This window comes from Phytoactinopolyspora limicola (assembly GCF_011320225.1).
GTDB classification, from domain to species: Bacteria; Actinomycetota; Actinomycetes; order Jiangellales; family Jiangellaceae; genus Phytoactinopolyspora; species Phytoactinopolyspora limicola.
Genome location: NZ_JAAOEN010000004.1, coordinates 304,258 through 324,129 on the forward strand (window position 1 = coordinate 304,258; position 19,872 = coordinate 324,129).

A 19,872-nucleotide genomic window follows, 5' to 3' on the forward strand; every position below is an offset into this window, starting at 1 on the left:
TGGCATAGTGATCATGGGCGGAGGGAAGAGTCATTTCCGGGGTTTATTCACAGACTCGACCTTCATTAAGCGTGGGCTGCCAGAGGGAGGGTCTGTGACAACCGATGGCCGACAGCGGGGCCTTCCTGTCCCGCCGCCACAACCAGTCGATCTCGACGAAGCCGAGGAGTTCTTCCGGCTACGGGCCGCCGAAGACCGTTCGGCACCTGACCCGTTCATCCGATTGGCCGCCGCGGTACGCGAGCACGACGAACGAGGCGTGTTCACCCACACCAGCGCGGAGTTGGAATTCGGGGCGCGGGTGGCCTGGCGCAACGCGAATCGCTGCATTGGCCGCTTGTACTGGCGCAGCCTCGTCGTCCGCGACCGCCGGCACGTGCGTTACCCGGACTCGATCGCCAACGAATGTGTCGAGCATCTCCGTCTGGCGACCAACGACGGCCGCATCCGTCCGGTCATCACCATCTTCGGGCCCGACGAACCCGGCCGGCCGGCACCACACATCCGGAATGAGCAACTCGTCCGCTACGCCGGTTACCGCCGCGACGACACCATCGTCGGCGATCCCCACTTCGAGCCGTTCACCCGCTGGGTCGAGAGCCTAGGCTGGGCCGGCAAGGGCACCGCCTTCGACGTGCTCCCACTCGTGATCGAGACCGCCAAAGACGGCATCACCCTGTTCGACATCCCAGAGGACGCGGTACTGGAGGTCGAACTCAGCCACCCCGAATTGTCGTGGTTCGCCGACATCGGGCTGAAATGGCACGCGGTGCCGGCCATATCGTCGATGCCGTTGCGTATCGGCGGGATCACCTACCCCACCGCGCCGTTCAACGGCTGGTACATGGGTTCGGAGATCGGCTCGCGCAACCTCGTCGACCCCGACCGCTACGACATACTCGAACTGGTCGGACGGCGCCTAGGGCTCGACGTCAGCGACGATCGCACGTTATGGAAAGACCGCGCACTCGTCGAGATCAACCGTGCGGTACTCACCTCGTTCGACCGAGCCGGGGTGAAGATCGCCGACCACCACGGCGAGTCGGAACGTTTTATGGCGTTCGTCGCCAAAGAACGTAAAGCCGGCCGGACTCCCACGGCCGAGTGGTCATGGGTCGTTCCACCGATGTCTGGTGCGTCGCTCCCCATTTACCACGAGTACTACGACGAATCGGTGCACCTACCCGGCTTCCTCCCCGCCAACCAGTGGGAACCACCCAGCACTGACTGGGGTGGCGGCTGTCCACACGCGGCGGACAGCTCCTGATCGTCGTCCGCCGGAGGTCTATCCCCCGGACCCCCCGGACCCGCCGGGCCCCCCGGACCCGCCGGGCCCCCCGGACCCGCCGGGCCCGCCGAACCCGCCGGGCCCGCCGAACCCGCCGAGCCGGACCCGCCGAGCCGGCCAAACGACGACTGGACGCCGCCCACATCCGCAAGATCGGTAAGGCAGGCCCTAGGGTAGAGGGGTGGATGAGCAACCCGTCGCCGACAAAAGTGTCCGTCTCGCGTGGGCTGCCGACGCCGACGCCATCGGCAGCGTCCAGGCCAGGGCGTGGATGCGCACGTACGGTGAGTTGCTTCCTCGCACGGCCCTCAATCACATCGACCCCACAACCTTCGCCCAGGCCTGGCGGCACGCGGTGACCCGCCCGCCAACCGCGCGGCACCGGGTTCTGGTAGCACTCAGCCATGGCGACGTCTCCGGGTTCGCCGCGACGGCTCCGTCGGACGACCCCGATGCGGCCCCTGACGACGGCGAGATCGTGGCGTTCCACGTCGACCCCAACGCGCTCGGGCAGGGCCACGGCTCCCGCCTGATCGCGGCGGTAGCCGACACGCTGCGTGCGGACGGGTTCACCAAGGCCCGCATGTGGCTCGTCGTAGGGGACGACGACATGCGCCGGTTCCTCGAGCCAGCGGGCTGGGCGGCCGACTCAGCGCACCGCACACTGGATCTCGCCGACGACGGCAGCGCCACCCTGCGCCAGATCAGGATGCACACCGATCTGACCCCCACATCCTGACGGTCGCGGCTAGGTGGCCCTGACTTACGGCATCCGTGGCAGCCGCGGGGTCAGTCGCCATAGGACCGTCCGTTCGCGCGCTCGGGCAGCATGAAGCGGATCGGTGCTATCGGTGATGCGTGAGTGGCGAGGAGCTGTTTCGTGTGTGCCGGCGACGGCGAGACCGGCGTCGGCGATCCGCGCGAGAAGCTCGTCACGGGTCCGGAGGCCGAGGTGCTCGGCGAGGTCGGAGAGGATCAGCCAGCCTTCGCCTTGGGGTGTCAGGTGATCTGGAAGCTCGGTGAGGAAGCGGTTCAGCACGGTGGACGCCGGGTCGTAGATCCCGAGTTCCAGCGTCGAGGTGGGGTGGCCGGGCAGCCAGGGCGGATTGCACACGATCAGGTCTGCACGCTGGTTGCCAGGCCACAGGTCGGCCTCGGCGATCCGGACCCGGTCGACAAGCCCAAGGTGCTGAACGTTCTCGCGTGCGCACTGCACCGCGCGAGGGTTGAGGTCGGTCGCCACCACTTCTCGGGCACCACGCTGGGCCAGGAGGGCGGCGAGCACTCCGGTTCCGGTGCCGATGTCGAACACGACGGGAGGGTCGACGCGCCGCGGGAAAGCCGCACCGGCAACCAGATCGACGTACTCGTCGCGGGTCGGAGCGAAGACGCCGTACGCGGGGTAGATCCGGGTGCCTAATGCCGCGACTTCGATACCTTTGCGGTGCCACTCATAGGCCCCGATGACACCGAGCAGCTCGGGCAGTGAAACAAGCGATGCCGCACCGGGACCGTCGTCCGTCGGCGCATGTACCGGAGGCCCATAGGCGTGCCTGCACGCCGCACACACGTCCGGTGCTCGGCGTAGGCGAATCGAGTAATCAGACTCCAGGGCGATCAGAATTTTCCCGAGGAGCGCGGCCCGTTCCGAACGTGCCTTTCTGTGTGCGCGAAAGACGTCGGCGGGTTGAGCGTCTCGTGGGGCACGCGATGGTCGCTGAACGATGCGGCGATCCATCGCACGCATGAGTTGCCGGGCGTTATGGAAGTCACCTCGCCAGAGCAAACCTGAACCTGACCGGGCGAGCCGGAGAGCCGCCGAGGCGGAAATCTGATCGTCGACGGCAACGATGCGGGCTGGCACCGACCCGCCATTCTCGGCGCGCCAGAGTGCGGTTCGGCGGGTGCCGTCCTCGCTCCAGCTGGCGGTCGTCATGGGGGGCTCCGGGGAACGTCGACGGTGGCTTCGGTGCCTCTTGGAAGGCCACCCGCAGCGCCACCTGCGCCAGGATCGGGATGCACACCGATCCTACCCCTGCATCCTGACGGTCAGCGCTGGGTCCGAAGGTACGCCGACCCGCGCGGCGAGAGCCGGTAGCCCACGTCCAGGCTCTCCGTCAGGCCCAGGTTCTTGAGCTTGCGCACGTCGATCTTAAATTCGGCGCGTTCCCGCCCGACCATCTCGGCGAGGTCCGCGGCCCGCCGGGCCGGATGCTGCTCGATGAGGCGAAGCGTCGGCCGGGTCCAGGCGCCATGCCTCGACGCTCGGTCCAACCGGTCCAGCCGTTGGCTTATCTCGGTGACGTCGGTGTTGCTGAGGTCCGCGGCGGCGGCCAGCTCAGCCCGCGGGTCAGGCCCTGACGACCGGCGGAACTCGATGCGGTAGGTGAGCCGGTCGGCGCCGTCACGGAGATCGGATATCAACGCGGACGTGTTCTCGTAGCCAGCCGCACGGGCGTCGGCGGCACCGATAAGCCTCGGATCGACGACGTCCACGGCGACCACGTCGATGATCCCGCCGGGTGTCCGGTACGAGCGTCCGGCCACCACCTGCGCTCGTTTCCATCGCCGGAACGTGACGGTGACCGACCCGTCGGCGATACCGGCCCAGAACCGCTTCGCGAACAGCACACGTCGAGCTTAATAGGCCGCGCCTCTAAGGCCGGGCGGCTCGGCCCGGACCAGCGGCGGGCTTTCCCGGCCGGTGCCGGAATGGCACGATTGGGCGGTGCCTGTCTCGCCTCTCACACCCCAGCTTCGCGACCAATACGTGCGGCGCCTCAACGTCGAGAGGACGGCCGCACCCTCCGTCGCGGGCCTGCGTGACCTGCACCGCGCTCACCTCGACCACGTGCCGTTCGAGAACCTCGAGATCCAGCTGGGCCGCGCCACCACCATCGATCCCGCCGAGTCGGCGACGCGGATCGTTAATGGTCGCGGCGGGTATTGCTTCCACCTCAACGGGGCTTTCGCCGCGCTGCTGACCAGCCTCGGGTACAACGTCACGCTGATCCGAGCCGCCGTACCCGACGGAACCGACACCATCGTCTGGGGCAACCACCTGGCCTTGCTCGTCGAGATCGACGGCGCCACCTGGCTGACCGACGTGGGGTTCGGCGACGGTTTCCGCGACCCGCTGCCCCTGCGGCCCGGCGTGGTGGAGCAGCCGCCGTTCACGTATCGGTTAGAGGACCGCGACGGGCAACGGTGGCGATTCGACCACGACAAGATGAGCAGTGTCGGCGGCTACGACTTCGACGTCACCCCTACCCAGCTGGCCGAGTTCGAGCCGCAGCACACCCGCCTGTCCACCGACCCGGAATCCGGCTTCGTGCAGAAACTCGTGGTGCAGTCCCGGCGGCCCGACCACACGCTCGTCCTCCGGGGTTGTGTGCGCACCCGCATCGACGGCGACGGCCGGACCAGCCGCGAGGTCACCAGCGCCGACGAGTGGCTCGGCATCATGACCGGCGAGTTCGGCCTCGACCTGACGAGTATCGGCGACGACGTCTTGCTCAAGCTGTGGCGCCGCGTCCGGGCCACCCACGACGAGTGGGTTCGCGCCGGCCGTCCCTGAATGGCCAGAGCTGACCGGTGGTTATGGCCGCCGGTACAGTCCGATCGCGGTGCGCGCCGCCTCACGGGCGCGGCTGCGGTCACCGGCGTCGTCATAGGCCAGCGACAACCGGAACCACGTCCGCCAGTCGTCCGGGGCCGCCTCCGCCTCGGCCCGACGTCGTTGGAACAACGCGTCGGCAGCGTCCCGGTCGGCCCGTCCACTCGGCCGCCGGGGCAACTCGTCGACGGGGAGCCCACCTTCAGCCTCCAGCTGCCGGGCCAGCCGCTGTGTCCACAGGCCGAACGTCACCGACCGCCACAGGACCCACACACCGACCACTGCGAGCGCGACGACAGCTACCCCCATGCCGATCCCGGCGGCGTCCCCGGTCTGGATGAGCAGGAACCCGCGCCACACCACGAGGGCGAGGAAGGCCGCCACCACCACCGCCATCGCGATGGCCCACAACCGGTCCCGGCCCGGCCGCGGTACGCCCCTCGGGGTGTCGCCGCTCGGCGTCTCGCCGCTCACAGGTCGAGCATGTGCTCGAGCCCGACGGTCAGCCCGGGCCGCCGGACCACCTGGCGCACGCCGATCAGCACACCCGGCATAAACGATGCCCGGTCGAAGGAGTCGTGCCGGATGGTCAGCGTCTCCCCCTCCGAACCGAACAACACCTCCTCGTGCGCCACCATGCCGCGCAGCCGAACCGCGTGCACCGGGATACCGTCAACGCGGGCGCCGCGGGCGCCGTCGAGTGCACTCGTCGTCGCGTCCGGCGCGGCCGGTAGGTCTGCTGTTCGCCGAGCCTGTGCCACTAGTTGCGCCGTACGCACGGCGGTGCCGCTGGGGGCGTCGACTTTGTCGGGGTGATGCAGCTCGACGATCTCCACAGACTCGTAGAACCGGGCCGCCTCAGCCGCGAACTTCATGGTCAGCACGGCGCCGAGGGCGAAGTTCGGTGCGATCAACACCCCGGTGCCGGGTGCACCGTCGAGCGCGGCGCGGACAGCCGCCAGCCGCTCGTCGGTCCAGCCAGTGGTGCCGACGACGACGTGTACACCACGTTCGACGGCGTGCCGGACGTTGCCGAGGGTGGCGTCGGGCACGGTGAAGTCGACCGCGACCTGCGCGCCGGCGAGGTCACCCAGCTCGTCGTCGACGTCGAACCGGCCGGCGAGCTCGAGGTCGGCGGCTGCCTCGACGGCCCGGCAGGTCTCACTACCCATCCGGCCGGCCGCGCCGATGACCGCCACGCGAATAGTCATGCGCATAGTCTCCCCGACCGGCCCCGGACCGCCCGCATTGCCCCCTCCCCTCCCCTCCCCTCCCCTCCCGGTGATCATTGGCTTTTGACTACCGGATCCGGTAGTCAAAAGCCAATGATCACCGGGAGGGTTCTAGAGTTGAGCGGCGTAGCCCGTCACCCACTGGAGTCCACGTCACGGTGTTCAACATCGTCTTCCACGAGCCAAAGATCCCACCCAACACCGGCAACGCGATCCGGATGGTGGCCGCTACCGGTGCCCACCTTCACCTGATCGAACCACTCGGCTTCGACCTCGACGACGCCAAACTGCGCCGCGCCGGCCTCGACTATCACGACCTCGCGAAGGTCACCGTCCATCCAGACCTCACATCCGCATGGCAAACGCTGCTGCCGGCCCACGTGTACGCCTTCACCACCGACGGCGCGGCGCCCTTCACCGACATCTCCTATACCCCGGGCGATGTGCTGCTGTTCGGCACGGAACCCACCGGATTACCCGCCGAGGTGCTGGCCGATCCGGCCGTCACCGCCCGGGTGCGGATTCCGATGCTGCCGGGGCGGCGATCGCTGAACCTGTCCAACTCCGCCGCCGTGGCCGCCTACGAGGCGTGGCGCCAGCACGGCTTCTCCGGGGCGCTCTAGGAGGCAACGCGGCGACCCCGCCTCGCCCCACTAGCCAACGGGTGGAGCCACGTGCGGCGCACCGTCGGTGAGTGCGACGATGACCTCGTGCATATTCGGCTTCCGCGCTGGCTGGCCCGGTTCAACCGGATCGGCACCAATCGGGTGATGGGCCTCTGGGCACCGTATCTGCCGCCGTGGGCCGTCGTCGGGCACCAAGGCCGCCGCTCCGGTGTGGCCTACCGCACGGTGGTGTTCGTCTTCGTCCGCCGGCGCACCGCTGTCATCGCCCTCACCTACGGCCCCACCGACTGGCAGCACAACCTCGAAGCCGCCGGTGGCGGCACTCTCACTCGGCTCGGCCGCACCTGGCAGCTCACCAACCCTCGGGTGGTGAACGGCGTCGACGCCGCGCAGCTGCCCGCCGGTACCCGGTGGACGGCGCGGGTGTTCGGTTCGGCGCTGGTCGCCACCCTCACCGCCCCATGATCATGAACACTTTGCCGTGTCATGACACGGCAAAGTGTTCATGATCATGGGGCGGTGAGGGTGGCGGAGAGCATGGGGGCGGGGTGCGGCGTCAGCGGAGGGTGGGCTCGAACCGGCTCGCGTCGTCGAACGGCCCCACCACGGCCAGCGCGGGCGGGCTGGTGAGCAGCTCGGCCGCCAGACTCCGCACGTCGTCCATGGTGACCGCCTCGATCCGGGCCAGCAGCTCGTCAACGCTCAACAGATCGCCGTACACCAACTCGGCTTTGGCCAACCGGCTCATCCGGGCGCTGGTGTCCTCCAACCCCAGAACGAGGCCGCCCCGCATCTGCCCCTTGCCACGGGCCAGCTCGTCATCGTCGAAACCCGACTCGGCGACGTCGGCCAGCACCGTCCGGGTCAACTCCAGCACCTGGGTCGCCTTCTTCGGCTGGCAGCCCACGTACACGCCGAACAGTCCGGCCGGCGCATGTTGAGCGGCGAACGAGTACACCGAATACGCCAGGCCACGTTCCTCGCGGATCTGCTGGAATAGCCGCGACGACATCCCGCCGCCGAGCGCGGCGTTGAGCACGCCGAGAGCGAACCGACGTTCGTCGTTGCGGGTCAACCCTGGCATCGCCAGGAGCAGGTTGGCTTGTTCGGTCTGCCGTTGGGCGAGGACCACACCGGTGTCGGCGGGCGGCGCCGGGCCACCGATGCGGGGTTGTGCCGGCGCCGCGTCGCCGGTGAGGAAGTCACCGACCGAGAAGGTGTCCAGCACCAGTTTGACGACCTGCTCATGGGTGACGTTGCCGGCGGCAGCGACGACGATGTTCGGCGCCCGGTAATGCTGCCGGTAGTACTGGTGCACCGTGTCGCGCCGCATCCCGGTGATGCTCTCCACGGTGCCGAGAATCGACCGGCCCAGCGGGGTGTCGCCCCACATCCGGGCCGCGATGAGGTCGTGTACGGCATCGGCGGGGTCGTCGTCGCGCATGGCGATCTCGTCGAGGACGACGTCGCGCTCGTTGTCAACCTCGGCGGCCTCGACCAGAGACGACGTCACCATGTCCGCCAGGACGTCTACCGCCAGCGGCAGATCGGCGTCGAGCACCCGCGCGTAATAACAGGTGAACTCTTTCGCGGTGAACGCGTTGAGGTCGCCACCGACGGCCTCGATCGAGGCGGAGATGTCCAACGCATTGCGCCGCAGGGTGCCCTTGAACAGCAGGTGTTCGAGGTAGTGGGTCGAGCCGGCCTCCGCGGGCCGCTCGTCCACCGAGCCGACCCCTACCCAGACGCCGACCGCCACCGACCGGACGGTGGGGACCGCCTCGGTGATAACCCGCAGGCCGCCGGGGAGGACACTGCGCCGCACCGGCGCATCGGTGTCCTCCCCCAGCAGCGTGCGGGTGGAGATGGAACTCACTCGGCTTCCGACGCCGCCTCGGTCGCTTCCTCGACCACCGGGGTCAAGGACAGTTTGCCGCGGTCGTCGATCTCGGTGATCTCGACCTGGAGTTTCTGCCCAACCTCGACGACGTCGTCGACGCTCTCGACCCGCTTGCCGCCGGCCAGCGCCCGCAGCTTGGAGATGTGCACCAAGCCGTCCTTGCCCGGCAGCAGGGAGACGAACGCACCGAAACTGGTGGTCTTCACGACGGTGCCCAGGTACCGCTCGCCCACCTCGGGTTGGGTGGGGTTGGCGATATCGTTGATCGCCTTGCGGGCGGCCTCGGCGGCCGGGCCGTCGGCGGCACCGATGAAGATGGTGCCGTCGTCCTCGATGGCGATCTCGGCGCCGGTGTCGTCCTGAATCTGGTTGATGATCTTGCCCTTGGGCCCGATCACCGCACCAATCTGGTCCACCGGGATGTTGACCGTGATGATCCGCGGGGCGTACGGGCTCATCTCGTCCGGCTCGGCGATCGCCTGGGACATCACGTCCAGGATGGTCAGCCGGGCATCACGGGCCTGCTCCAGCGCACCGGCCAGGACGTTGGCGGGGATGCCGTCGAGCTTGGTGTCCAACTGCAGGGCGGTCACGAACTCGCGAGTTCCGGCCACCTTGAAGTCCATGTCACCGAAGGCGTCCTCGACACCCAGGATGTCGGTCAGAGTCACGTAGCGGGCCTCGCCGTCGACCTCACCGGAGATGAGACCCATCGCGATACCGGCCACCGGCGCCCGCAACGGGACTCCCGCGTTGAGCAGCGACATCGTCGATGCACACACCGACCCCATGGACGTGGAGCCGTTGGAGCTCAGCGCCTCCGACACCTGCCGGATGGCGTACGGGAACTCCTCCCGAGTGGGCAGCACCGGCAGCAGCGCCCGCTCGGCCAGCGCGCCATGCCCGACCTCGCGCCGCTTCGGAGTGCCGACCCGGCCCGTCTCACCGGTCGAATACGGCGGGAAGTTGTAGTTGTGCATGTACCGCTTGGTTTTGTCCGGTGCCAGGGTGTCGAGCTTCTGCTCCAAGCTGAGCATGTTGAGCGTGCTCACGCCCAGGATCTGCGTCTCGCCACGCTCGAACAACGCCGAACCGTGGGCCCGCGGCACCGTGCCGACCTCGGCCGATAGGGTCCGGATATCGGTCAACCCGCGGCCGTCGATACGGACCTGGTCACGCAGCACCCGCTCCCGGACCACACTCTTGCTGAGCGACCGGAACGCGGCGCTGATCTCCTTCTCGCGGCCCTCGTACTGACTGGCCAGCGACTCCTTGACCTCGCCCTTGATGGTGTCGAGGCGAGCCTCCCGCTCGGCTTTGCCCAGAATAGCCATGGCTTCGACGAGCTGGGAGCGGGCAGCCGAGTCCACTGCCGCGTAGACGTCGTCGCCGTAATCGAGGAAGACCGGGAACTCGACGACATCCTTGGCGGCCTGCTTGGCGAGGCTCTGCTGTGCGTTCACCAGCGCCGTGATGAACGGCTTGGACGCCTCGAGACCCGCGGCGACGACCTCCTCGGTGGGCGCCGTGCGACCGTCGCGTACAAGCCGCCAGGTGTCGACGGTGGCCTCGGCCTCGACCATCATGATGGCGACGTCACCATCCGGCAGCACTCGCCCGGCGACCACCATGTCGAACACGGCCTCGGACAGCTGCGAGTGGTGCGGGAACGCCACCCACTGGTCTTCGATCAGAGCCACACGCACCGCGCCGATGGGGCCGGAGAACGGCAGCCCGGACAGCTGGGTGGACGCCGACGCGGCATTGATGGCCACGACGTCGTACATGTGGTCGGGGTGCAGGGACAGCACCGTGATAACCACCTGGACCTCGTTGCGCAGCCCGTGAGCGAACGTAGGCCGCAGCGGACGGTCGGTCAGCCGGCAGGTGAGGATGGCCTCCTCACTGGGGCGGCCCTCACGGCGGAAGAACGAGCCGGGGATCCGCCCGGCGGCGTACATGCGCTCCTCGACGTCGATCGTCAGCGGGAAGAAGTCGAGGTGTTCCTTTGGCTGGCTGGAGGCCGTGGTGGCGGACAGCAGCATGGTCTCGTCGTCGAGATAGGCCGACACCGAGCCCGCGGCTAGGCGGGCTAGACTGCCGGTCTCGAAACGGACGGTGCGGGTGCCGAAGCGGCCGTTGTCGATAATGGCCTCGGCGGATTGGATTTGTGGACCCGTCACGGGTCATCCTCCTGTGTGTCGCGGGCCACCGGTGTGCGGTGCCTGCTCCCCCGCGTCACTGCGCCGGTCTTCGATGGAGGCACCCGGCCATGACATGCCCGGGGACCACAACCGAGGACCGGCTCCGTTGTGCGCGGCGGCGAGCTAGCGGCCGGCCGGCAACCCTCTTGGTTCGTGTGTATTCAGTTGTCCCCACCCAGAGGCGGGGTATTCAGCGATACGGCAAGGGAGCGGCTCCCTCAGCGGGGCACCGCTCCCTCGGCCGGTCAGCTCATCGCCGCAATCCGAGCTTTTCGATCAGCGCACGATAGCGGGTGATGTCCGTCTTGTTCAGGTAATTGAGCAGCCGCCGTCGCTGGCCGACCAACAGCAGCAGCCCACGGCGGCTGTGGTGGTCATGCTTGTGCACCTTGACGTGCTCGGTCAGGTGGGTGATGCGGTGCGTCAGCAGCGCAACCTGGACCTCTGGCGAGCCGGTGTCGCCCTCGCTGCGGGCGTGCTCGGCCATGATCTTCTGCTTGGTAGCAGCGTCTGTCGACACGTGTCTCTCTCCTCGGGTCGTTGCGCGGCGCATCCGGGTCGGTCCACCGGAGCACTCTCAAGTCCGCGGCCGTTCTGACGGCAGGGCCAAGGGTACCAGCGACGTGCTGTCCAGGACGAATTGCACCCGACACCCGCGGGATCGCGTTCCCGGCGTGGCTAAGAGCTTCCACCGATCTATTGGCGGAAGCTCTAAGCGGGTGGGGCTTCACGAAGGATCATACGGGCGTTGTCTACGTCGGCCGTCATCGTCTCGACCAGTTCGTCCACGGACTCGAAACGGAGCGTAGGCCGTAGCCAGGCGGCGAATTCGACCAGCACCTCGTCGTCGTACAGCTCCAGATCGGTGCGATCGAGCACATAGACCTCCACCCGGCGGGTAGCGCCGTTGAACGTGGGGTTGGTCCCGACCGAGATGGCGGCCGGCATCCGTGGCGACGGCGCTGGTTCACGGCCCACGGTCCGGGTCAGCCACCCCGCGTAGACACCATCGGCTGGAATCATGCCGGTACTGTCCTCGGCCAGGTTGGCCGTGGGAAACCCCAACTCGCGTCCGCGGGCGTCGCCCCGCACCACCCGGCCACGGACCCGGTGTGGGCGGCCCAGAATCTCCGCGGCCTCGGCGACCTCACCAGCGCCCAGCGCGTCGCGGACCCACGTCGATGACCAGCGCCGGTGCCCGCCTGGGTCGTCGACGGGACTGGCGTCTTCGATGACCTCCACGGAGAACCCATGCTGCTCCCCCAGTTCCAGCATGGTGGACAGGTCACCGGAGTTCTGCCATCCGAACCGGACGTCTCGACCGACGACGACGGTGGCCGCCCGTAGGCCGTCGACCAGGTAGCGGCGGACGAACTCCTCCGGTGACTGCTTGGCGAACTCCCAGGTGTACCGCTGAAGCAGTACCGCATCGAGGCCGGTCTGGCCTAGTAGCTCCAGCCGGTCCTGCAACCCGACGATCAGCTCGAAGGCATGCTGGGGTTGATGCAACCGCCGCGGATGGGGATCGAAGGTGACGGCCACCGCCCGGGTACCAGCCACCCGAGCGTCCCGCACCATCTGCTTGAGCACACGCTGATGGCCGAGGTGAACGCCGTCGAAGTTACCTATGGTGACGACCGACGGCCCGAACCCGGACGGGACGTGACCGAGGTCGGTCCAGCAATGCACGTAAGCTCCCGAGATCTCGTAGCAGTTTCAGCCAGCGTGTCATTTTCCCCGATGACCGGGCCACGCCGCCACGGGGTTAGATCGTGGCGACTGTCACTGTACGAGGCGGGCGAGTCTTCAGCCGCATGTGGCTGTTCAGGTATCGGCCTCTGGTGCCAGCGCCGCCCCCAGTGGTGAGTCGGTTCCGCCGGAGCGCCCCGGGAGGATCAGGTTCAGGGTCACGGTCAGAAACCCGGCGGGCACGATGCCGGTCTCCAGCAACACCCGCAGCTGCTCGGGAGCGATCGCCACCAGCTCCGGCACCGCGGCCATGCCCTGGCCCACCCCGACCGACACCGCGATGATCAGCAGGTCCCGGCGGTCGAGGCGAGCCTCCGCGAGCAGCCGCACACCGGCGGCACCCACCATGGCGAACATCACGACGGCGGCGCCACCGAGCACCGCGGGCGGCATCGCCGCGATCACCGCGGCGAGTTTCGGGAAGAGGCCGGCGAGGATCAAGAATCCGGCACCAATGGATACCACGTGCCGGCTCATCACCCCGGTGAACGCGACCAGACCCACGTTCTGACTGAACGACGTGTTGGGCAGTGCGCTGAACACCGACGCGAATGCCGTCCCCACGCCGTCGGCCATCACACCACCGGACAGCTCCCGGTCGGTGACATCCCGGCCGGCTCCGCCCTTGGTGACCGCGGCGAGATCGCCAATGGTCTCGACGGAGGTGGCGATAGCCATCACACCCATGCCGATCAGGGCGGCCGCGGGAAAACTCAGCCCGAACTCCAGCGGCTGCGGAATCGAGAACCACGAGGCTTCGGCGATCCGGCTGGTGTCCACCTTGCCGAACGGAATCGCGACGAGATAACCAACAACCAATCCGATCAACACCGACGCCGCGCTGATCAGCCCCTTACCGATCGAATACGCCAACAAGATGATGACCAGCACTGTCCCGGCGAGGAAAAGATTGGTGGCGGACCCGAAATCCTCCGCAGCCGCACCGCCACCAGCGAGGTTGACCCCGGTGGGCAGCAACCCGATCCCGATGACCAACACGACGATGCCGCTGACCAGTGGTGGAAACAGCGACTTGAGCCAGCGCAGACATAACCCGAGCAGGAGCTGCACCCCGCCGGCGAAGATCGCGCCGCCGAAGATCGCCGCGATCCCATACTCCTGAGCCAGCGGGATCGCCACGACCAAGAAGCCGAAGCTGGTGCCCTGCACCACCGGAAGGCGGGCCCCCACCGGGCCCACGCCGATCGTCTGCAGCAAGGTGGTGATCCCCGCCACCAGGAGCGCCACCTGCACCAAGAAGGTCGTCTCACCGGTGGTAGCTCCGATGGCGCCGGCCAAGATCACTGGAATCGTCACGTTGCTGGCCACCATCACCAGGACGTGCTGCAACCCCAGCGGGATCGCCTTCCGCAGCGGAGGCATCTCGTCAACGCCGTACAGCACCTCTACGGAACGGTCTTGCGCCATGCCGCACTCCTTCTCTGCCATCAGCCGCGTGGGCGACCGGCGGATCCCCGAAGGAGCCAAAGCTAGCGGCGTAGGGAGGGGCCAGCCTCAGCAGGTATCTACGACGTCGAGCCCGCCGCTTTGGCAGGCTGTGACCAGCCGAAACCTGCTCGCAACCGGCCGGCCCGGCGCGAAACACCGCGGTGATCGTTGCCGCTTTCGTGTCGCTATAGCGACACGAAAGCGGCAACGATCACCGGGGAGAGGGGCGGGTGAGAAAGGCCGCCGTTTAGACGGCCTGCCTGGGCGTCGCCGCCGCACGGTGCGCGGTCAGCTCCGCCCCCAAGGCGGCGTTGAGCTGAGCGAGTAGTTCACTGAGCCGATCGACGTCCGCGGCTGGCCAGGTGTCCAAGGCCGCGTTGAGCCATTGCCCGTGAACGGTGCGCAACCGCAACACCCGGCGCCGGCCCTCGTCGGTGATGCGGATCATGCGGGCGCGTTTGTCTTTCGGGTCGACCACCCGCTCCACCAGGCCCAACGACTCCAGCCGGGCAACCTGTCGGCTCACCGTCGACTTGTCGAGACCGAACAGGTACGCGAGGTCGCCGGCCCGGACGTCACCCACGTCGAGAAACGCACCCAGGAGGGCATAGATCGACGCTTCGAGCCCGTCGTCCGCCTCGCGGGTCAGCACGGCGGACATCCGGCGCAGCCGCCGCATCAGCGTCACCAGCTGCGTCTCCAAGCTCTCATGGGCGAGCTGGCGCTCCGCCGGCGCTGTCACCGTGCCTCCGCGGCCGAGACGAAGACGGCGAGATACTTGGCGCGCGGCCCACGATCCTCAACCAGGGCGAGCAGAGCGCCGTCCGGCCCGAACACCGCCACCGGACCTGGCCCCACCCCGGTGCGCGGCAACGGCGCCCCGTGCACCACCTGGCGGGCCGACACCTCATCGACGTCCACCCGAGGAAACGCCACCGCCGCGGCGACATCCAGCGGGGTCAGCTCGAACTTCTCCTCCAGCCGGGCCAGCGTCCGGGCGTGATCCAAGCCGTACGGGCCAACCCGCACCCGACGCAGTGCGGTGAGATGGCCCCCCACCCCCAGCGCGGCGCCCACATCACGAGCCAACGCCCGGATATACGTGCCGGACGAACAGTCGACGACGACATCAACGTCCAAAAAGGCACCAGAGCGTCGAAACGCCGTCGCCTCGAAGCGGCTGACCGTCACCTCACGGGCCTTCAGCTCGACTTCTTGGCCGGAACGCACCCGATGGTAGGACCGCACACCGTCGATTTTGATCGCCGACACCGCACTCGGCACCTGCCGGATGGTGCCGGTCAGGACACTCACCTCGGCGTGGACGGCTGCCTCGTCGATCTCCGAGGCGTCGGCGCCGTTGGTGACCTCACCTTCGGCATCGTCGGTGACGGTACTAGCGCCCAACCGGATGGTGGCCTCGTACGACTTCTCGGTCAAGGCCAAGTGTCCAAGCAAACGCGTCGCCCGGCCCACACCGATGACCAGCACGCCGGTAGCCATCGGATCGAGCGTGCCGGCATGGCCGACCCGGCGGGTTCCGGCTAGCCGGCGCACCCGCCCTACCACGCCGTGGGAGGTAATCCCCGCCGGCTTGTCGGCGATCACCAGCCCGTCGCTGTGCTCCGACATCGATTCCCGTCGCCTCCTCGTGCCGCTCCACCCACCAGAGCTCACCGGACACCCACGAAGATGGGCCTACGCCCGGGCCCCGTCGTCGCCATCGCCGACACCGTCCTCATCGTCGGTCTCGTCGTCGCGATCGTCAGCCTCGTCTTCGTCGTCATCCGCCGCCCGGTACGGATCCGGGTCGCCGGCGTACTCCGCCGCGGCCGCCGCCTGAGCGACCTCGGCATCAGACTCGCGCGCGGTACGCAGGAGATCTTCGATGTGCGCGGCGTTCTCCGGCACGGCGTCGGCGACGAAGTCGATCGTAGGTGTGAAGCGGACACCGGTTTGCCGACCAACTTCGGACCGCACCAGGCCCTTGACCCGCTCCAGCGCTACCGCCGTGGATTTACGTTCGACGTCGTCACCGTAGACGGTGTAAAAGACAGTCGCCTCCCGTAGGTCGCCAGTGATCCGCGCGTCGGTCACGGTGACGAAACCCAACCGCGGGTCTTTCACCCGGCGTTCGAGTGTCTCCGCGGCGATCTCGCGGATCCGGTCGGCCAGCTTGCGTGCACGTCCCGGGTCAGCCATCTCGTCCTCCTCATGTCCTTGTCAGGACTCCCCTTGATGGTCGGCCTGGCCACCGTCACCGTCGTCGACGAACTCGTGTGGACCGGACGTCGGAGGCGGCCACGGCCCTTCGGCCCGTCCGACACTATCTCCGGGCCGCATGGACGCCGGCAACCGCATCCGGTCCGGCAGCGCCAGGGAATCGTCGTCGTCGGAACGCAACAGTTGCCGGGCGGCGAGCAGTTCTATCTCCGGGCGCCCGGCAACCAGCCGCTCGACGTTGTCCAGCACGGCGCGGCAATGGGCGGCGTCGGATGCCACCACCGCCACACCAAGCTCCGCCCGCCGGTGCAGATCCAGATGGCCGACTTCGGCTACGGCAACCTCATACCGACGCCTGATCTCGGCGATGATCGGGCGGACCACGGCCCGCTTCTGCTTCAGCGACCGCACGTCACCGAGCAGCAGGTCCACGCTCAAAGTACCGATGAACACTCGAGGGTGTCTCCTCGTGTCCGGGTGGCCCGGCCCGGCTGTCCGGGCCGGGCCACCCACATCCTCAACTGCGCGGCTTCTCCTTCATCTCGAAGGTCTCGATGACGTCGCCAACCTGAATGTCGTTGTACGAGCCCAAGCTGATACCGCACTCGAACCCTTCGCGGACCTCGGTCACGTCGTCCTTGACCCGCCGCAGGGAGTCGATGGCGACCTTCTCGGCTACCACCACGCCGTCCCGTACGAGCCGAGCCGAGGCATTGCGCCGCATGACGCCGCTGGTGACCATACAGCCGGCGATGTTGCCGATCCGGGACGACCGGAAGATGTCCCGGATCTCCGCCGTGCCGAGCTTGACTTCCTCGTACTCCGGCTTCAGGAGGCCCTTCAGCGCCGCCTCGATCTCCTCGATGGCCGAGTAGATCACCGAGTAGAAGCGGACGTCCACACCTTCGCGGTCGGCGAGGTCCTCGACCGTCCGGTTTTGCGGCCGGACGTTGAAGCCGATGATGATGCCCTCGTCGATCGACGCGAGGTTGACGTCGTTGGCGGTGATCGCGCCAACGCCGCGATGGATGATCCGCAGGTTGACCTCCTCGCCCACGTCGATCTTCGCCAGCGCGTCCTCCAACGCCTCGACCGAACCCGACACGTCACCCTTGAGGATGAGGTTGAGCGTCTGGACCTTGCTCTCGGCCAGGAAGCTCTCAAGCGTGACCCGCTTGCGGGCCCTGGCCAACGCGGCGTTGCGCTCCATCGCCTCACGTTTCTCGGCGATCTGGCGCGCGGTGCGATCGTCATCGGCGACGAGGAACTTGTCACCAGCTCCCGGCACCGCCGTCAGGCCGAGCACCAGCACCGGACGCGACGGCCCGGCCTCCTCGACCGGCTGGCCGTACTCGTCCAGCATGGCGCGCACCCGGCCGTAGGACTGACCGGTGACGATGGCGTCACCGGGCCGCAAGGTGCCACGCTGCACCAGGACGGTGGCCACCGGGCCACGCCCCTTGTCCAGGTGCCCTTCGATCGCCACACCACGGGCGGCCATCTCGGGGTTCGCCTGGAGTTCGAGCGCGGCGTCGGCGGTCAGCAAGACAGCCTCGAGCAGTTTGTCGATCCCCTGTCGCTTTAGTGCGGAGATGTTGACAAACATGGTTTCGCCGCCGTATTCCTCGGCGATGAGGTTGTACTCGGTCAGCTGCTGCCGGATCTTGTCCGGGTTGGCGCCTTCTTTGTCGACCTTGTTGACCGCCACGACGATCGGCACCCCCGCCGCCTGGGCGTGGTTGAGCGCCTCAATGGTCTGAGGCATCACGCCGTCGTCGGCAGCCACCACCAGGATGGCGATGTCGGTCACCTGCGCACCGCGGGCCCGCATGGCGGTGAACGCCTCGTGCCCCGGGGTGTCGATGAAGGTGATCGCCCGGTGCACATCGTCGTGCTCCACATGTGCCTGGTAGGCACCGATGTGCTGGGTGATGCCACCGGACTCGCCACTGACGACGTTCGCGTTGCGGATAGCGTCGAGCAGCTTCGTCTTTCCGTGGTCGACGTGACCCATCACGGTGACAACCGGTGGTCGGGGCGCGAGAGCGTCGTTGTTGCCTTCGTCGGCGAAGTCGATGTCGAACGACTCGAGCAGCTCGCGGTCCTCGTCCTCCGGCGACACCAGCTGGACGTCGAAGCCCAGCTCACCGCCGATGAGCTGGAAGGTGTCCTCGTCCACCGATTGGGTGGCCGTGACCATCTCACCGAGGCCGAACAGCACCTGTACGAGCTGCGCGGGGTCGACGTCGATGCGCTCGGCGAAGTCAGCCAGCGACGCACCACGCGGAAGCCGGATGACCTGCCCATTGCCGCGCGGCAGGCGGACACCACCGATGGTGGGCGCCTGCATGTTGTCGAGTTCCTGACGCTTCTGGCGCTTGCTCTTACGGCTCCTGGCCGGCTTACCGCCTGGACGGCCGAACGCGCCGGCCGTACCACCACGGCCACGTCCGCCGCCGCCGGGACGACCACCGGGGCCACCGAAGCCACCACCGGGACGACCGCCACCACCGGGGCCACCGAAGCCGCCACCGGGACGACCACCGCCGCCACCGCCACCGCCGGGACGACCACCGCCGCCACCGCCGCCACCGGGACGACCACCGCCGCCACCGCCGCCACCGGGACGACCACCGCCGCCACCGCCACCGCCGGGACGACCGCCACCGCCACCGCCGCCACCGCCACCGGGGCGAGACGGACGGGTCGGCATCATGCCCGGGTTAGGACGCGGGCCACCGGCACCGGCGCCGGAACCTGGCCGTGGGCCACCCGGGCCACCACCGTCACGACGGCCACCTGGGCGTTGCTGCATTCCAGTGGATCCGCCGGAGCTGAAGGGGTTGTTACCCGGCCGCGGACCGCCCGACGACCGCGGCCCTCCTTGACGTCCCATGCCGGTGCTCTCTCCACCGAATGGGTTGTTGCCCGGACGGGGACCACCGGAACGCGAGGCCGGCCCAGGCTTCGGCGCGGAACCGCCACCCGGACTTTGCCGGCCGGCGCTGGAACCGGAGCCCGGTTTGCCCGCCGGACCAGCCGGCTTGCTCTTGGGGCGGTCAGTGCTAGCCGGCGGGTTCGGCCGCGGACCAGGCCTTGGCCCCTGGGCAGGGGCCGGAGCCGGAGCCGGAGTCGGAGTCGGAGCCGGCGCCGGGCGTGGGCCCGGCTTCGGAGCGCCAGGCTCGGCGCCCGTGGCGGGCGGAGCCGGCGTGGTTGGTGTGGTTGGTGCACTTGGCGCGGCCGCCGACGGAGCGGCAGGCTGCGCGGGGGGTGGGGTGGGCGTTGCCTCGACCTTCGGGGAAGACTCGTTTGCCTTCCTGGCCGGGCCGCCCGGCCCCGGCTTCGCCGGCTTGGCGGTCTTCGCCGCCGTAGATTGGCTGGTGAACGATTCCCTCAGCTTGCGCACAACCGGCGCCTCGACCGTGGAGGACGCCGACTTGACGTACTCACCGAGGTCGCTCAGCTTGCCGAGGACGTCCTTACTCGAAACACCGAGCTCCTTGGCAAGCTCGTGTACCCGGACCTTTGCCACTGCTCTCCTTCTCGGTCCGGGCACCAGGCTCGAACCGGCTAGCTGGGGTGCGT

The 19,872-nt window shown here is 68.3% G+C and carries 18 protein-coding genes and 1 pseudogene; 5 read left to right on the plus strand and 14 right to left on the minus strand.

Annotated features, from left to right (window positions below):
• Nucleotides 1-94: 94 nt before the first annotated feature.
• Nucleotides 95-1,267 carry a nitric oxide synthase oxygenase gene (locus G8760_RS12900; protein ID WP_207782300.1) on the plus strand — a complete coding sequence of 391 codons (1,173 nt, stop codon included), beginning with the start codon at nt 95-97 and terminating at the stop codon, nt 1,265-1,267.
• Between the two features lie 202 nt (nt 1,268-1,469).
• Nucleotides 1,470-2,027 (plus strand): GNAT family N-acetyltransferase, encoded by a 558-nt coding sequence (locus tag G8760_RS12905; protein WP_207782301.1) that lies wholly within the window; start codon nt 1,470-1,472, stop codon nt 2,025-2,027.
• Nucleotides 2,028-2,051: 24 nt separating this feature from the next.
• On the opposite strand, the gene G8760_RS12910 is transcribed toward G8760_RS12905, so the two are convergent.
• Both G8760_RS12910 and G8760_RS12915 read right to left on the minus strand, forming a co-directional pair.
• Nucleotides 2,052-3,224, minus strand: a complete 1,173-nt coding sequence (locus tag G8760_RS12910) for a methyltransferase (RefSeq protein WP_166351606.1) — start codon at nt 3,222-3,224, stop codon at nt 2,052-2,054.
• 113 nt (nt 3,225-3,337) lie between these two features.
• Nucleotides 3,338-3,919 carry a hypothetical protein gene (locus G8760_RS12915; protein WP_166351608.1) on the minus strand — a complete coding sequence of 194 codons (582 nt, stop codon included), beginning with the start codon at nt 3,917-3,919 and terminating at the stop codon, nt 3,338-3,340.
• Nucleotides 3,920-4,016: 97 nt separating this feature from the next.
• Here G8760_RS12915 and G8760_RS12920 point away from each other — a divergent pair, with 97 nt between their 5' ends.
• Entirely contained in the window at nt 4,017-4,865 is an 849-nt protein-coding gene (locus tag G8760_RS12920; protein ID WP_166351610.1) for an arylamine N-acetyltransferase family protein, read from the plus strand.
• A gap of 21 nt (nt 4,866-4,886) precedes the next feature.
• Here G8760_RS12920 and G8760_RS12925 read toward each other — a convergent pair whose 3' ends face one another.
• Nucleotides 4,887-5,378 (minus strand): hypothetical protein, encoded by a 492-nt coding sequence (locus tag G8760_RS12925; RefSeq protein WP_246222531.1) that lies wholly within the window; start codon nt 5,376-5,378, stop codon nt 4,887-4,889.
• A complete protein-coding gene (gene dapB / locus G8760_RS12930; protein ID WP_166351612.1) occupies nt 5,375-6,121 on the minus strand; it encodes a 4-hydroxy-tetrahydrodipicolinate reductase in 747 nt (248 codons plus the stop codon). Before dapB ends, G8760_RS12925 begins: the two co-directional genes overlap by 4 nt.
• 173 nt (nt 6,122-6,294) lie before the next feature.
• Here dapB and G8760_RS12935 point away from each other — a divergent pair, with 173 nt between their 5' ends.
• Together G8760_RS12935 and G8760_RS12940 are read left to right on the plus strand one after the other, a co-directional pair.
• Entirely contained in the window at nt 6,295-6,759 is a 465-nt protein-coding gene (locus G8760_RS12935; protein ID WP_166351614.1) for a tRNA (cytidine(34)-2'-O)-methyltransferase, read from the plus strand.
• Nucleotides 6,760-6,810: 51 nt separating this feature from the next.
• On the plus strand, nt 6,811-7,227 hold the full coding sequence (locus tag G8760_RS12940) for a nitroreductase family deazaflavin-dependent oxidoreductase (protein WP_166351617.1): 417 nt from the start codon (nt 6,811-6,813) through the stop codon (nt 7,225-7,227).
• Between the two features lie 91 nt (nt 7,228-7,318).
• Here G8760_RS12940 and G8760_RS12945 read toward each other — a convergent pair whose 3' ends face one another.
• The 10 genes and pseudogenes from G8760_RS12945 to infB all read right to left on the minus strand — a co-directional run bounded on the left by G8760_RS12945 (nt 7,319) and on the right by infB (nt 19,819).
• On the minus strand, nt 7,319-8,629 hold the full coding sequence (locus G8760_RS12945) for a M16 family metallopeptidase (RefSeq protein WP_425502321.1): 1,311 nt from the start codon (nt 8,627-8,629) through the stop codon (nt 7,319-7,321).
• 5 nt (nt 8,630-8,634) lie between these two features.
• Nucleotides 8,635-10,845: a polyribonucleotide nucleotidyltransferase gene (locus G8760_RS12950; RefSeq protein WP_207782303.1), complete on the minus strand. Its 2,211-nt coding sequence runs from the start codon at nt 10,843-10,845 to the stop codon at nt 8,635-8,637.
• Nucleotides 10,846-11,116: 271 nt separating this feature from the next.
• Complete coding sequence (rpsO, locus tag G8760_RS12955; RefSeq protein ID WP_207782304.1) at nt 11,117-11,419, minus strand: 30S ribosomal protein S15; 303 nt, start codon at nt 11,417-11,419, stop codon at nt 11,117-11,119.
• Between the two features lie 158 nt (nt 11,420-11,577).
• Nucleotides 11,578-12,555 carry a bifunctional riboflavin kinase/FAD synthetase gene (locus G8760_RS12960; protein WP_166351625.1) on the minus strand — a complete coding sequence of 326 codons (978 nt, stop codon included), beginning with the start codon at nt 12,553-12,555 and terminating at the stop codon, nt 11,578-11,580.
• A gap of 135 nt (nt 12,556-12,690) precedes the next feature.
• Nucleotides 12,691-14,043 (minus strand): uracil-xanthine permease family protein, encoded by a 1,353-nt coding sequence (locus G8760_RS12965; RefSeq protein ID WP_166351627.1) that lies wholly within the window; start codon nt 14,041-14,043, stop codon nt 12,691-12,693.
• Between the two features lie 268 nt (nt 14,044-14,311).
• On the minus strand, nt 14,312-14,806 hold the full coding sequence (locus G8760_RS12970) for a MarR family winged helix-turn-helix transcriptional regulator (protein ID WP_166351630.1): 495 nt from the start codon (nt 14,804-14,806) through the stop codon (nt 14,312-14,314).
• Nucleotides 14,803-15,696: a tRNA pseudouridine(55) synthase TruB gene (gene truB / locus G8760_RS12975; RefSeq protein ID WP_166351632.1), complete on the minus strand. Its 894-nt coding sequence runs from the start codon at nt 15,694-15,696 to the stop codon at nt 14,803-14,805. Before truB ends, G8760_RS12970 begins: the two co-directional genes overlap by 4 nt.
• 66 nt (nt 15,697-15,762) lie before the next feature.
• Nucleotides 15,763-16,266, minus strand: coding sequence for a 30S ribosome-binding factor RbfA (gene rbfA / locus G8760_RS12980; protein WP_166351634.1), 504 nt, complete (start codon nt 16,264-16,266; stop codon nt 15,763-15,765).
• 183 nt (nt 16,267-16,449) lie between these two features.
• Nucleotides 16,450-16,740, minus strand: a pseudogene (locus G8760_RS30820) (DUF503 domain-containing protein); the annotation flags it as partial.
• A 64-nt stretch (nt 16,741-16,804) separates the two neighbouring features.
• Nucleotides 16,805-19,819: a translation initiation factor IF-2 gene (infB, locus tag G8760_RS12990; RefSeq protein WP_166351639.1), complete on the minus strand. Its 3,015-nt coding sequence runs from the start codon at nt 19,817-19,819 to the stop codon at nt 16,805-16,807.
• Nucleotides 19,820-19,872: the final 53 nt, after the last annotated feature.

What these genes read in the sequence shown, in the direction of transcription:
- rbfA (WP_166351634.1), bottom strand. Translation starts at nt 16,266, where the DNA reads ATGGCTGACCCGGGACGTGCACGCAAGCTGGCCGACCGGATCCGCGAG.
- truB (WP_166351632.1), bottom strand. Translation starts at nt 15,696, where the DNA reads ATGTCGGAGCACAGCGACGGGCTGGTGATCGCCGACAAGCCGGCGGGG.
- dapB (WP_166351612.1), bottom strand. Translation starts at nt 6,121, where the DNA reads ATGCGCATGACTATTCGCGTGGCGGTCATCGGCGCGGCCGGCCGGATG.
- rpsO (WP_207782304.1), bottom strand. Translation starts at nt 11,419, where the DNA reads ATGCGCCGCGCAACGACCCGAGGAGAGAGACACGTGTCGACAGACGCT.
- G8760_RS12910 (WP_166351606.1), bottom strand. Translation starts at nt 3,224, where the DNA reads ATGACGACCGCCAGCTGGAGCGAGGACGGCACCCGCCGAACCGCACTC.
- G8760_RS12965 (WP_166351627.1), bottom strand. Translation starts at nt 14,043, where the DNA reads ATGGCGCAAGACCGTTCCGTAGAGGTGCTGTACGGCGTTGACGAGATG.